We start from the raw sequence: 13248 nt of genomic DNA, 5'->3' as shown, positions 1-13248 counted from the left end.
GATGGAGTGGTAGTTCAGTTGGTTAGAATACCTGCCTGTCACGCAGGGGGTCGCGGGTTCGAGTCCCGTCCATTCCGCCAATTACTTATTAAGCTGTAAGTAAATGGTAGTAAAAAAGCTTAAAGCGGGTGTGTAGCTCAGTTGAGATTCGTTTCTACAAGGCGCATAAGCATCGGGAGTTAAGAACTCCGATCGAGAGATCTAAAATTGATATTGGGTGTGTAGCTCAGTTGGGAGAGCGTCGCCCTTACAAGGCGAATGTCGGGAGTTCGAACCTCTCCACACCCACCACTTACTATGCAGTGGTACTTATGAGAAGTAAGTAAAAAGCTAGATTGTGTTGGAGTGGTAGTTCAGTTGGTTAGAATACCTGCCTGTCACGCAGGGGGTCGCGGGTTCGAGTCCCGTCCATTCCGCCAATTACTTTTAATAGAGTAATTTGGCTAAGTAATACCATCATTACGATGGATGTGTAGCTCAGTTGAGATTCGTTTCTACAAGACGCATAAGCATCGGGAGTTAAAAACTCCGATCGAGAGACCTAAAATTATATTGGGTGTGTAGCTCAGTTGAGATTCGTTTCTACAAGGCGCATAAGCATCGGGAGTTAAGAACTCCGATCGAGAGATCTAAAATTGATATTGGGTGTGTAGCTCAGTTGAGATTCGTTTCTACAAGGCGCATAAGCATCGGGAGTTAAGAACTCCGATCGAGAGATCTAAAATTATATTGGGTGTGTAGCTCAGTTGAGATTCGTTTCTACAAGGCGCATAAGCATCGGGAGTTAAGAACTCCGATCGAGAGATCTAAAATTATATTGGGTGTGTAGCTCAGTTGGGAGAGCGTCGCCCTTACAAGGCGAATGTCGGGAGTTCGAACCTCTCCACACCCACCACTTACTATGCAGTGGTACTTATGAGAAGTAAGTAAAAAGCTAGATTGTGTTGGAGTGGTAGTTCAGTTGGTTAGAATACCTGCCTGTCACGCAGGGGGTCGCGGGTTCGAGTCCCGTCCATTCCGCCAATTACTTATTAAGCTGTAAGTAAATGGTAGTAAAAAGCTTAAAGCGGGTGTGTAGCTCAGTTGAGATTCGTTTCTACAAGACGCATAAGCATCGGGAGTTAAGAACTCCGATCGAGAGATCTAAAGTTGATATTGGGTGTGTAGCTCAGTTGGGAGAGCGTCGCCCTTACAAGGCGAATGTCGGGAGTTCGAACCTCTCCACACCCACCACTTACTATGCAGTGGTACTTATGAGAAGTAAGTAAAAAGCTAGATTGTGTTGGAGTGGTAGTTCAGTTGGTTAGAATACCTGCCTGTCACGCAGGGGGTCGCGGGTTCGAGTCCCGTCCATTCCGCCAATTACTTATTAAGCTGTAAGTAAATGGTAGTAAAAAAGCTTAAAGCGGGTGTGTAGCTCAGTTGAGATTCGTTTCTACAAGGCGCATAAGCATCGGGAGTTAAGAACTCCGATCGAGAGATCTAAAATTGATATTGGGTGTGTAGCTCATTTGAGATTCGTTTCTACAAGGCGCATAAACACCGGGAGTTAAGAAGCTCCGATCGAGAGATCTAAAATTGATATTGGGTGTGTAGCTCAGTTGAGATTCGTTTCTACAAGGCGCATAAGCATCGGGAGTTAAGAACTCCGATCGAGAGATCTAAAATTGATATTGGGTGTGTAGCTCAGTTGGGAGAGCGTCGCCCTTACAAGGCGAATGTCGGGAGTTCGAACCTCTCCACACCCACCACTTACTATGCAGTGGTACTTATGAGAAGTAAGTAAAAAGCTAGATTGTGTTGGAGTGGTAGTTCAGTTGGTTAGAATACCTGCCTGTCACGCAGGGGGTCGCGGGTTCGAGTCCCGTCCATTCCGCCAATTTACTTAACATTAATATTCATATTAAAGCTAAGTGAATTTATGTATTTATAGTTTCCTGCTTTTTTCAAAAAAGTTCTTATCTAAATTATTTCTAATCCCTCTCAAAAATTTCTAGTTTGTTTCGTGTATTTCTTGAAATTCTCTTATTTATCAATGTACTTTACATATCTATAAATTGTTTCAGTCTATTCTCTAATAATTTTTTTTAACTTTACGTGATGATTTATTGAATATTGTATTGCAGAAGAAATACGTACTGGTAATATCATCTTATGGGCTTCTATAATAGGAGCGTATAATTGATTCAATCAAAGAATAATTCCCAATAAAAATAACAACGGAGCTTATTATGATTACCTCTTCTAAATTCTTCTTTAGAGCAAGTCTAGTTGCAGTGTCAGTCGCGGCCGCATCCTCAGCATATTCTGCAGGTTTTGCATTAAATGATCACAGTGCTACAGCATCTGGTACCGCTCTAGCTGGAGCTGCTGCTTCTAATGCAGATATCTCTTTCAGCTTTTGGAACCCAGCTCTTTTTGTAAACGCAAAAGAAACAACTGTTTTTGTGTCAGGTGCTTATGTTATACCAAGTATGGATGTTTCTCTAACGTCAGCAACGGATGCGACACCAACAGCAGCCGGTGGACCGAAAGATTTATCAAGTGACGGTGTATCAAGCGACTCTGTTGATAGCACGCTTGTTCCATCTTTATATTTTGCGAAACCTATCTCCGATAAAACGGTTGCGGGTGTGTCTTTGAATGTACCTTATGGCTTGTCTGGTAACGACGATCAAGACTGGGCAGGTCGTTTTCATGCGACAGAAACTGCAGTGCAAGATATTGCCCTGAGCTTTTCTTTAGCACACCGAGTTAATGATTGGGCATCTGTGGGTGCAAGTGTTCAAGTTCATGAAGCAGAGATTGTCTTGGAGTCTGCTGTTGGTTCAAGTACTTCCGCTACAGGTGGAGAAGGTATAGGTCGAATTGAGGCCAGTGATACAGCTATAGGTTATAGTTTTGGTGTGTTGTTAGAGCCGAAAAAAGGTACTCGTGTGGGTTTAGGGTATCGCAGTGAAGTTGAGTTTGATTTTAAAGGAGATGTTACATACACAGATGTTAGTACGACTTTAAATACAGTTTTACAAAGCAACTATGGTTATCAATTGGTTAATGCTGGCGTAACTGACTCAATAAAGTTCCCTTCGTTAATTACACTAAGTTTAGAACATGATTTGTCGAATAAATTGAAGCTAGGGTTGAGCGCAATTAGAACAGGCTGGAGTTCAATGGATGGAATTGACATTGATTTTGATAGTGATCAGCCTAATTCCAAGCTCACTTTTGGTTTCGAAGATCAGTGGATGTACTCTGCAGGTTTGACTTATGTTTACTCTGACAAATTGATTCTGAGAACGGGTGTTGCAATGGACAATTCTCCAGTTACTGACGAATATCGTTCTGCTCGTACACCAGATGGAGATCGTACTTGGTTATCATTGGGTGGAACCTATGATCTTAATGATATGACGTCACTGACGTTTTCCTATACCCATGTGATGATTGAGGATGTTTCTGTTAGTCGCGACGGTACTGGCGAAGATGCTGCTCGTGGGACATTAGACGCAGATTATGAATCTTCTGCTAATGTGATCTCTGTCGCAATGAATATGGCGTTTTAATCAGTAATAAATAGATGTTTTAATTTCAAAACCAGAACCTCTATGGGGTTCTGGTTTTTTTATGTCTGATTATGTAGGTTAATTATTTTGTCGCGAGAAGGTGTGTCTGCATTTATGCGTATCAATATTTTTGACTTTAATAGACCATGCGAAGTTCTTTGGCTTTTTCGTTGTCACGTGCTGTCCAGTCCGTTAGTGGTGATGGTTTGCCAAAGTAGTAACCTTGTAAAGTGTGGCATCCTAAAGCGGCAAGTAGATTTGCTTGTTCTTTCGTTTCTATGCCCTCTGCAATTACCTTCATATTGAGAGATTCAGCCATTTGTATTGTTGATTTCACAATATCTATATGGCGCTGATCATTAGGTAATGGTGCTATAAATCGACGATCTATCTTAAGAATGTTCGCTGGTATATCAATTAACTGGCCTAGTGAAGCTTGGCCTGTTCCGAAATCATCAATAGCAATGGATATACCATACTGAGATAGGCTTCTTAAGCGTTTATGGATAAGAGGGTTCGTCATGACGGAGCTTGTTTCTGTGATTTCCAATTCAAGCATTTTATTTAACCAAGGGTTGTCAGATATAAGTGTCATGAGTAAAGCAAAAAAGGCGTCATTCATGAGTTCTTGACCAGCGAGATTAAATGCAATTGGAGTATGTATATGCTCTTTATGCCATTCTGATAGGGTCACTACAAGCTCACGTAACAGGTTTTCTGCAAGAGTAGGTAATAGGCCTAAATCTTCTGCTATCTTGATAAAGGTGCTTGGTGGTACAAATCGCTTGCCATCATTCCAGCGAGCAAGAGCTTCAAAGGAACGAATTTGTCCATTCGGAGAGACTTGCGGTTGTAGCCAAATGCTCAGTTCTTTGTTTTTGATAGCAGTGCTAAGTTTTAAGCCAAGCTCATGCTCTTCAATTAATTTGTTTTCAAGGTTGTGATTATAATATGAGAGTCTGTCTGTGCTGCTGGAGTATTCTAGAGCCATTTCACAGTGCTCTAGTAGCTCTTCTGCACTTGTTCCATCTGTATGGTAATAGGCAATACCAACTTGATAGTCCATATTTAGGGTGCTGCCATCAATATTAATTTGGCTCGGTAATACAGAGTGGATAAGAGCTGATAGGTTTTTTTGGATTAAATAGGCTTGGCCTAATGGAACGAAACAAGAAAACTTAACCCCACGTAATCTACCAATGATGGCTTGATCAGATAATTGTTTTTGCAAGGATTTAGAAAAATTTAGAATGATTTTATTCGCGTTGTCTTTGCCATATTGCTTGTTAAGTAGTTTGAACTGACAAATTCGAATAATAAACATGGCTCCGGTTAGGTGTTTTTCTTGTTCGTTGAACCTCTGATTAACTTGACGGCAAAAGTATCGGTTGTTCGGGAGTAAGGTTAATAGGTCAAAGTGGGCTAGGCGGGTGTTAGCTTGTTGAGATGTTTCTAATTCTTGCTGTATTGCACGTAATTTAGTGGTGTTTTGTAAGTGTAGAACATAATGTCCATGTTGAGTCAGAGAAGCTCTTTTGATTTCGATGTGAACATCAGTGTTTTGTTTTAAAGTGCATTCTGCTGTATTTGATTGCCAAAAAAACTTACCGGAATCGCCTAATGGTGAAAGCCAATCAGATATTTTTGTATCTGGAAATGTATTTTGTGTTGAATTAGCTAAAAGGTCACGAGCAAGTTGATTGACTTTAATTAACTTGCCTCGTTGGTCACAAAGTAAAGTGGGTGTGCCAGTATTTTCAAAAAACTCTTCATACAATGCATAGTTTTCGTTTAATTTTCTATAAAGACCTTTCATGCGAGTAGCATTACTTTCTAATGTGGAAATAATTCTGGAAACAGCAAGTGGCAATCCAACGTTTAAAGTAATAAATGTAAGTAGTTGAAAGTAAAATGAAGCAGCTATGTTGGTTTGGTTAGAAATGATATTTTCGCTGGTGATTAAGTAAAATGGGAAGATATTCACAAACATAGCCACTAAAGAGGCTTTAAAGCTAAACAGCAGGCGAGTGATTAGTGGTAGTGAATAAAGCGAAATGAGAGCGTATTTTTGGGCATTTAACTCATTGTTTAATGTTAGTAATAAAGAGCTAGTCGTTAAGAGAGTGATAATAAATAGGGCGGCAGTTGTTTGTGTGTATTTCTTACTAAAAAAAAGTAAACCTACTAGAATGCATAGAAAAAGGCTATTCATACCGAAGAGTGATGCTTCAGTATCAATGAAAAAAGAATGCACTTCTGAGATAGCAAAAATACAAATAGTAAGTGCTAGAAGGATTCTGAGAGCACTCTGTTGAAGTGCTTTTTCATTTCGCCCAAAAATTTGGTCCGAATCAACAAAAAAATAGTTTTTAAGAAAATTAATAAACATTATTCAACTTCATAATGTAGAAAAAAAGAAGCCGCAACGAATTACGGCTGGACTTAAACATTACCTAAAAATCCTTAATACCACCATGCTATTTACAACACTGGCATCATATTTAGGTAAGAATTATGTTTTAATTTGCCGAAAATGATTATCCCAATGAATTTCTGGGTGTTTTTTGATCACTTTCGTGGTGTCTTGTATTGGATTGTTTTTCATTTGAACGCCAGTGCCACTGGTTAATAAAAACTCATGTGAGTTATTTGTGGCTACAAGACCACAAACATCTCGGCAGTTTTCTATACCTAAAAAAGTTTTGGAGCCTATATGCCAATAGGCAACTAAACCACCTCGCGGTGTGCTAATGGCTAATATTTCCCCTGATTTATCAAAACAAACACTACCGCAATATTGTTTAAAGCGAATACGAACGTTTTCCGGTATAGGAAGATACTCCATTGACGGGTTGTCTATTGTTGACAAGGCGACCAAAGGAACTTGATCCCAGATTTCTCCTTGGTATTGGAAGCCCAAAGCAACAACACCTTGCTGATTGACATCTAAATGTCTAATGCTGAGTTGATGAAATTCATCATCATGGACTGCATGATTTAATACTTTTCCACTTTCTAATGATAGGTAAGTAACGTTTGGTTGCATTGTATCAAGGTTCAATATTTTTCTGTCTTCATCTGGTCGAGTCATTAGGCCGCCGTTTGCAATGACGAGAACCTTATCACTTAAAAAGACAGATTCATGAGGGCCAATTCCATTACTATTAAAAATATTGAGTATATTTCCGCTGGGCCATTCACGAATAAATATCTTACCTTGACCTGTTGGGTAATGGTTTTCTTGAGTAATTAGGCGTTTACCATCTGATGTGAACAATGCATGACCATAAAAGTGATGGTCTTTTGTTGGTTCAATGCGTTTAATTTTTTGATGGCTAGATACATCAAAAAAATCTATATAAAAACCAGGTCTTCTAGCAACAATGCCAACAATACTTTGGCTTGGATGAATAACAGGGGCGTGTGCTCTTTGCGTCAATGGTGCAGACCAGAGTATTTCGCCCCCATCATCAAATACGCCGAAAAAATGTTCTTGTTTATTTAAAGAGTAAGCTGAAGCATACAGCTTACTCTTTGAGTCGTTAGGAATTACAGTGGCCCAAGATGGTGCTGTTGCTATAATTCCACCTAGGGCTAAAAAGGAGCGCCTAGATATCATGACTAATCTCCATCTCTACTGTTAAAGCCAATTTGAAAGCCTAATGAGGTGACAAGGCTTGATAAGTAAGATTGGCTGGTTGAAATAGACTTGACTAAAGGTGCCGCTAAGGCAATACGTTCTTCTTTTGAGTTACTTGGGTGGAAGAAGTCTTCTGGTAGCTGAAGTGCTAGCTTTACATTTTCAATGAGTTGTTGTTCGAATTGAGTTGCTAACATTGGGTTTGATTGTTTAGCAATATCATACAAAGAAGGTGACCCAGCATGATAAATTTCACGATATGATTTCAAGTTTTTTTGCATAGCTTGAAGAGACAAATCGCTTCGATAAAATTCCGCTAGCTTTAAATTCTCACGGCTATTATAACCAATTGGTGTTTCAAGCTTTGCGTCTTTAACTGCAGACATGTGTTCGATCCATTGTTGCAAGAATTGCTCTAATGCAACCTTTTCTGGATCGAAACCAGTACCTTCTTCATCAAATACCCAGTCTTCAGCTTTTCCTTCTTTCCACTGATTTGCTACCGCATTCGCACTTTCAAAGTGGTGTGTTGTCACTCTTTCTAAAAGTTGGCAATGGTTGGTAGATGTTAATGGGTCAAAATCAGGGTGGTAGAGCAAACTCTCAATTGCGGTTAATCCACGAACAGCAATACTAGCGGAAGTCCAAAACCTAGGCGCATCCATAATAGATGGATCGCTTTGAGTTAATGCTCGTAATTGGCGTTGCGTAACCCCTTTTTTATCAGGCCAATACTCAAAAGCATAGTAGCGCATAAAGTAGGTAACAGGACCGAAATTTAGCCATTGGACTTGTTGCCAGTCTAAAGCGTTCTCTTTAAAAGCTTGTTGAGCCGAATTTAATGACTCTTTGGATGGTGCTGCACAAAGTTTATCGGCGCGTTGTTGTAGTGTTTTTGATGAAATTGAATAGGATTCATAGCCTTGGTTAATGACGTTAGTCACTATGCCATTTAGAGGTCCTTCCCATTGACCGGCTGATGCGAGTAAAGGGGTAGACGCACTGATTGCTAAGGCAATCAGTTTAGGAAAGTATTTCATTAAAGCGACTCCAAAAAGTAGATAAGTTTTTTACGATGTTCTTTACTTAGTTGTTTATAAAAATCTTTGCTTTGTTGCGCTTCGCCTCCATGCCAAAGAATCGCTTCTTCAATTGTTCTGGCTCTACCGTCATGTAGAAATCCGACTCGACCTGATACTTTTTCAGATAGTCCTATTCCCCATAGTGGTGCTGTTCTCCATTCGTTTGGAGCTGTAGAGAAGCTTTGAAATCCACTAGCGAGTTCAGATCCCATATCATGTAATAACATATCCGTAAAAGGATAGAAGGTACGGTTGCTTAATTCACTGAATGTGGCATTTTTCTTTGTTTGCATTTTTGGTATGTGGCAACTAACACAACTACCTTCTTCAAATACCGTTTTTCCTTCAAGAAAGTCGGGATTGCTTAAGTTGCGCATTGCAGGTGGAGAAGACAATGAGACAAAAAGATCAACCAATCTTGCTTGCTGTATATCGACTTCCAAATTGTCTAGGTGTGGGCTGTTTCCGTTTGGACTTTTAATGCATTCAATTTGTAATTTGGTGCAATCACCTGATGCCGCTGGATTTAACGGTGTAGATAGCCCTAAATCGGTATTAAACGCCAACTGGTTTTGCGCGCTGACACTAGGAGTAGAAGCTTTGTAACCAAAGCGACCGATAGTTTTACCTTTACCGTCGTTGTTTGGAATCCAACTTACTCGACCACTAATGCCGTTATTATCACCATCCTCAGGGTCAGCGTTTGAAAGAATTATATCATCTGGAATATTGTCTAATAAACCCATTCCAACCAGTGCGGGGGAGACAAGGAGGGTTATACCTGTACTATCCTCTAAGTTTCCATAATTAAGTGCTGTCCAGTGGATGTTTGGTTTTCTCAATTCGACCTTTGTGCCGTCTGCAAGTGTTTCAGTATGGGTTGTATAAGTAAGTTTATAATCACCTTCAGGTAGAATACCTGGAGAAGCTTGTCCTTGAAATTGATTGCCATAATGTTTATCTCCAATATTTGGATAGATAAAGTCTGCAACTTGAGAGGTGTTTTTATATGATTTTCCGAAGCGAATTAAGAACGAAGGAACTGTCGATCCACTTATGCCAGATTCAGGTGCATGAGCGCGACCATTATTAATGTGGCAACTGTTGCATGATCGTGTGTTAAAAAGAGGACCCAAACCATCGCTAGCAGTGGTTGAGGAGGGCGAAGGTACCCAAAATTTTTGGAAAACACTTTGGCCTATACTAAAATGTAATTTATTTTCAGGCTTAATGCTTGAAGTAGGTTGTGTATAATCACTCGCAAAAGCAGCAGTCTGAAAACAAAAAAAGCTGGCGAAAGCGCCAGCTGTAAGAAAAGTTAAATTCTTCAAATTTGTTGTCATAAATAGACAAATACCATTAACTGACTAAATGACACATCTTTCCAGGTATCCCATTTAATTATTTATTAGGGATGGCGATATTATTCAAATACCGCACTTGGATTATCTAGGCTGTCAGACCCTTCTAGAGCAATACCCTGAAGATCCAAATGATGAATGATTTCTTCAGTAACACGAGTTTCATCTACTAGAGAATCAACAAATGTTTGGACTAGTTGGTTGCCCGCAGTATTGTTCATTGCAATTAGCACATCAAATGTCTGACCTTGTTTTGCTGCATCAACCATGGCTTGGGCTGCTGCTTCAGTAGTTTCCAATTTTGCTTTCATTTCAAGGTCTAAGGCGACGTCTTCTTGCGCAACTAATTTAGACAAAGAAGGGCCTTTTACCCAGCTACCATCAACACGTTTGTATTCACCAAGATATACATTTTTGATGCCTTGAGCGTCATGATAATGAGACCAATGAGTGTTGTCAGAGAAGCAATCATGTTCTTCTTCTGGGTCATGTAACATTAAACCAAGCTTAGTTCTTTCACCGCCAAGTTCACCATAGGCTAAACTACCCATACCAGTAAGAATAGTCGAAAGGCCTTCATCTGTAGATTGCTCTAATAGCGCAACACGAGCGTCACCGCCTTTTTTCCAATTATTTGCCATTTCTTCTAGATCAGAAATTAACAAATCAGTTGCAGCGACTAGGTAATCACGACGGCGGTCGCAGTTTCCATTTGTACAGTTTTCTAAATCGAAATCTGTTGCCGGGCGTTCACCAGCTCCTGGGTTAGTGCCATGTAAATCTTGACCCCAAAGCAGAAATTCAATTGCATGATAACCACTTGCTACGTTAGCCTCAACGCCATCAGCTTCTTGTAATGTTTCAGAGATCAACTCAGGAGTAATGTTTGTTGCATCAATCATCTGGCCGCCAATATGGAGGTGCTTAGAAGCAATAACATTTGCGGAATAAAGAGGGTTCAAATCAGATTCTGTGCCGTAGCTGCTTGTAGAAACATAGTCGATCAAGCCTTCATCTAGTGGCCAAGCGTTAACCTTTCCTTCCCAGTCATCTACGATTGCATTACCAAAGCGGTAAACTTCACTTTGTTGGTAAGGGGCGCGAGCTGCAATCCATGCAGTACGAGCTGCTTGTAGGTTTGCTTCTGTTGGTTCTGTTAGAAGAGTATTAATTGCACTGCGCAATGTTTTCGCCGTGCTTAAAGAGTCACCGTAAATTGCTTCAGCAATGTCTGCATAATGAATAACAACTGCGTCGGCAGTAACTGTGCTGGATTCATTGTTTACTGCTGTAGAACCACATGCAGTAAGCATTGCACTTGCAACGCAAATCGCAAGAGGGGTTAACATTCGTTTCATTTCGAAGCTCCAATATTAGTTAGTAAAAATATAATATTCGAAATGAAAACGATTATCAATGCTTGTTTTTACACATTATTTATAACTTCTCTACAGAGCTCTAAATAAGTAGCAGTATTACAGAATTTTTAATAACTGCATTGTTGATGAAAAGCATTGCCCGATGAATTTTTTAAATTATATTCACATGCCTTTTCTCTTAAAAGGTTTTGTCCTTCCCATGAAACACTCATAGTAATGGGTGATTTATTTTTATAACTAGGAATAAAACGATAGGCTGCAATTACATCAATAGAGCTGTTTGCTCCTAGTTGAATGGATTGTCCAATTAGACGTTGACGGGTTTCCGTATTATATAAGGTATAATCTGTCGTGTATTCTTGGTCACCATTTGTATGGGAAAAATTCAACCAGATTTTACGGTAGATTTTAGTGTCTGATGTTGGATTGGTAAAACGTAGTTTTGTATAAATAATTTGAGATTGGGATAAGCTAGATTGTGCGTTTTGGCTTACTTTTAAATAAGAAGCATTATTTTTTTGCCATGGCATTTTGGTGCCAAAAGAAGCATCAACAATCTGAATAGTTTGTTTCGCAAAATGTGCTTTTGTAAGTTGAACAAGATCTTTAGCTGGGGCATACAAAGCCAGAGCAAGTACGCTAAGTAATGCTACTTTATGAATAGAGCGAGTAGAGTTTATTAACTTAATCATATCCACAACCTTTAATTTATCTTTACTGTTTATTTGTACAGTACTGTATATAAAATCAGTATATCTGTATAGTTTTTTTTACAAAAAACATTTGCATTTTTCTAAAAAAATTATTGAATTTAATTTAAGTAATGATTTTCATGGAATTGTAAAATAATGTTTGATTTTATTTAATTTATTGAATTTAAAGGGTATTTTGATGATTCCCACAGCCTTCTTAACGGTTTTTGTGGACAATATTTTAAAACATGTTTTTTCTTGTTTTTGGATAGGTATTACTTCAGTTTCGATGGTAATAAAAGGACCAGACACTATAATGCTGCCACTAATAAGCGATGAGGTGGGTTGTGGATAAAGTCGATGTGATAGTGATTGGGGCTGGTGCTTCAGGTTTAATGTGTGCGGCGACTGCTGGTTACCGAGGTAAGAAGGTTATTGTATTAGATCATGCAAATAAGCCCGGCAAGAAAATCCTTATGTCTGGGGGAGGTCGTTGTAACTTCACTAATATGGATGCTGCACCTAAACACTTTTTATCTGATAACCCTCATTTTTGTATTTCTGCATTACGTCGTTTCTCTTCTCAAGATTTTGTTGATCTAGTTGACCGACATGGTTTGGAGTATGTGGAAAAAACACCAGGGCAGCTTTTTTGTGAGCATTCAGCAAAAGATGTATTGGATATTTTATTAACAGAGCTCGAATGGTCTGGTGCTCAGTTAAAGATGAATACCCAAATTACAGCCATTGAATATCATAATGACCACACCTTAGTAAAAACCAATCAAGGGAATTATGTTTGTAAATCTTTAGTGATTGCCACAGGTGGTTTATCTATTCCAACTATGGGAGCGACAGGGTTTGGTTATGAAATTGCTAAAAAGATAGGACACGAAATATTACCGACACGAGCTAGTTTGGTCCCCATTACAGTACAGCCAGACCGAAAAATGCAACTTGCTGAATTATCAGGTATTGCTTGCGATATTATTGCGTCAGCTAGCGGAGAAGCTTTTCAAGAGCCTATGCTATTTACTCACCGGGGCGTTAGTGGTCCATCAATACTTCAAATTACCAATTTCTGGCAGCCGGGCGAAGAGCTGAATATCAACATTGCACCAAGTCTATCTTTAGATGATTTGCTGAATGTTCGCCAACAAACACCAAAGAAAAGTTTCGAGGGATTCTTATCCAATTTATTACCTAAACGTTTAGTCGAACTTATTAAGAGTGAATTTCTATGGCTAAATGATCGCTCAGCGCAAATCTCTAACGAGCAAATAAACAATTTATTCCAGTACCTCTCTAACTTTGATATTTCCCCAAACGGCACAGAGGGTTACCGTACAGCTGAAGTGACCTTAGGTGGAGTGAATACAAATGAAGTTTCTTCTAAAACCTTTGAGTCTCAAAAACAAAAAGGTTTGTTTTTTATTGGTGAGGTTCTGGATGTGACTGGTTGGCTTGGGGGCTACAATTTTCAATGGGCATGGGCGAGTGGCTATTGTGCAGGGCAATATGTGTAATAGTG

Annotated in this window: 8 protein-coding genes and 9 tRNA genes; 11 read left to right on the top strand and 6 right to left on the bottom strand. The window is 39.3% G+C overall.

What is annotated here, in order from left to right:
• Window positions 1-3 precede the first annotated feature (3 nt).
• The 10 genes from AC0L3Y_RS16235 (at window position 4) to AC0L3Y_RS16190 (ending at window position 3563) form a co-directional block, all read left to right on the top strand.
• Window positions 4-80 (top strand) — tRNA-Asp (locus tag AC0L3Y_RS16235).
• Between the two features lie 135 nt (window positions 81-215).
• Window positions 216-291: transfer RNA gene (locus tag AC0L3Y_RS16230), tRNA-Val, on the top strand.
• A 51-nt stretch (window positions 292-342) separates the two neighbouring features.
• Window positions 343-419: transfer RNA gene (locus AC0L3Y_RS16225), tRNA-Asp, on the top strand.
• Window positions 420-819: 400 nt separating this feature from the next.
• Window positions 820-895: transfer RNA gene (locus AC0L3Y_RS16220), tRNA-Val, on the top strand.
• A gap of 51 nt (window positions 896-946) precedes the next feature.
• Window positions 947-1023: transfer RNA gene (locus AC0L3Y_RS16215), tRNA-Asp, on the top strand.
• A gap of 134 nt (window positions 1024-1157) precedes the next feature.
• Window positions 1158-1233 (top strand) — tRNA-Val (locus tag AC0L3Y_RS16210).
• Window positions 1234-1284: 51 nt separating this feature from the next.
• Window positions 1285-1361 (top strand) — tRNA-Asp (locus AC0L3Y_RS16205).
• A gap of 314 nt (window positions 1362-1675) precedes the next feature.
• Window positions 1676-1751: transfer RNA gene (locus AC0L3Y_RS16200), tRNA-Val, on the top strand.
• A gap of 51 nt (window positions 1752-1802) precedes the next feature.
• Window positions 1803-1879, top strand: a tRNA-Asp gene (locus AC0L3Y_RS16195).
• A 352-nt stretch (window positions 1880-2231) separates the two neighbouring features.
• Window positions 2232-3563, top strand: a complete 1332-nt coding sequence (locus AC0L3Y_RS16190; RefSeq protein ID WP_473466375.1) for an OmpP1/FadL family transporter — start codon at window positions 2232-2234, stop codon at window positions 3561-3563.
• A 136-nt stretch (window positions 3564-3699) separates the two neighbouring features.
• Here AC0L3Y_RS16190 and AC0L3Y_RS16185 read toward each other — a convergent pair whose 3' ends face one another.
• The 6 genes from AC0L3Y_RS16185 to AC0L3Y_RS16160 form a co-directional block, all read right to left on the bottom strand.
• A complete protein-coding gene (locus AC0L3Y_RS16185; RefSeq protein WP_473466372.1) occupies window positions 3700-5952 on the bottom strand; it encodes a putative bifunctional diguanylate cyclase/phosphodiesterase in 2253 nt (750 codons plus the stop codon).
• 123 nt (window positions 5953-6075) lie between these two features.
• Complete coding sequence (locus AC0L3Y_RS16180; protein WP_473466369.1) at window positions 6076-7182, bottom strand: DUF1513 domain-containing protein; 1107 nt, start codon at window positions 7180-7182, stop codon at window positions 6076-6078.
• Between the two features lie 2 nt (window positions 7183-7184).
• Window positions 7185-8243, bottom strand: coding sequence for an imelysin family protein (locus AC0L3Y_RS16175; protein WP_473466363.1), 1059 nt, complete (start codon window positions 8241-8243; stop codon window positions 7185-7187).
• Complete coding sequence (locus AC0L3Y_RS16170) at window positions 8243-9628, bottom strand: di-heme oxidoreductase family protein (RefSeq protein ID WP_473466360.1); 1386 nt, start codon at window positions 9626-9628, stop codon at window positions 8243-8245. Before AC0L3Y_RS16170 ends, AC0L3Y_RS16175 begins: the two co-directional genes overlap by 1 nt.
• Window positions 9629-9708: 80 nt before the next feature.
• Entirely contained in the window at window positions 9709-11004 is a 1296-nt protein-coding gene (locus AC0L3Y_RS16165) for an imelysin family protein (RefSeq protein ID WP_473466357.1), read from the bottom strand.
• Between the two features lie 128 nt (window positions 11005-11132).
• Entirely contained in the window at window positions 11133-11717 is a 585-nt protein-coding gene (locus AC0L3Y_RS16160) for a hypothetical protein (RefSeq protein ID WP_473466354.1), read from the bottom strand.
• A gap of 335 nt (window positions 11718-12052) precedes the next feature.
• Here AC0L3Y_RS16160 and AC0L3Y_RS16155 point away from each other — a divergent pair, with 335 nt between their 5' ends.
• The gene (locus tag AC0L3Y_RS16155) at window positions 12053-13243 is read left to right on the top strand and encodes a BaiN/RdsA family NAD(P)/FAD-dependent oxidoreductase (RefSeq protein WP_473466351.1); all 1191 of its coding nucleotides are present in this window, start codon (window positions 12053-12055) and stop codon (window positions 13241-13243) included.
• The last annotated feature ends 5 nt before the right edge of the window (window positions 13244-13248 follow it).

Source organism: Marinomonas sp. GJ51-14, assembly GCF_055808695.1.
The sequence above is the reverse complement of the archived record's forward strand: the minus strand, read 5'-3'. Positions and strand labels throughout refer to the sequence as shown.

Excerpts from the sequence above, each read along its gene's own strand:
- AC0L3Y_RS16185 (WP_473466372.1), bottom strand. The coding sequence starts at position 5,952 with ATGTTTATTAATTTTCTTAAAAACTATTTTTTTGTTGATTCGGACCAA.
- AC0L3Y_RS16165 (WP_473466357.1), bottom strand. The coding sequence starts at position 11,004 with ATGAAACGAATGTTAACCCCTCTTGCGATTTGCGTTGCAAGTGCAATG.
- AC0L3Y_RS16180 (WP_473466369.1), bottom strand. The coding sequence starts at position 7,182 with ATGATATCTAGGCGCTCCTTTTTAGCCCTAGGTGGAATTATAGCAACA.
- AC0L3Y_RS16155 (WP_473466351.1), top strand. The coding sequence starts at position 12,053 with ATGAGGTGGGTTGTGGATAAAGTCGATGTGATAGTGATTGGGGCTGGT.
- AC0L3Y_RS16160 (WP_473466354.1), bottom strand. The coding sequence starts at position 11,717 with ATGATTAAGTTAATAAACTCTACTCGCTCTATTCATAAAGTAGCATTA.
- AC0L3Y_RS16170 (WP_473466360.1), bottom strand. The coding sequence starts at position 9,628 with ATGACAACAAATTTGAAGAATTTAACTTTTCTTACAGCTGGCGCTTTC.
- AC0L3Y_RS16175 (WP_473466363.1), bottom strand. The coding sequence starts at position 8,243 with ATGAAATACTTTCCTAAACTGATTGCCTTAGCAATCAGTGCGTCTACC.
- AC0L3Y_RS16190 (WP_473466375.1), top strand. The coding sequence starts at position 2,232 with ATGATTACCTCTTCTAAATTCTTCTTTAGAGCAAGTCTAGTTGCAGTG.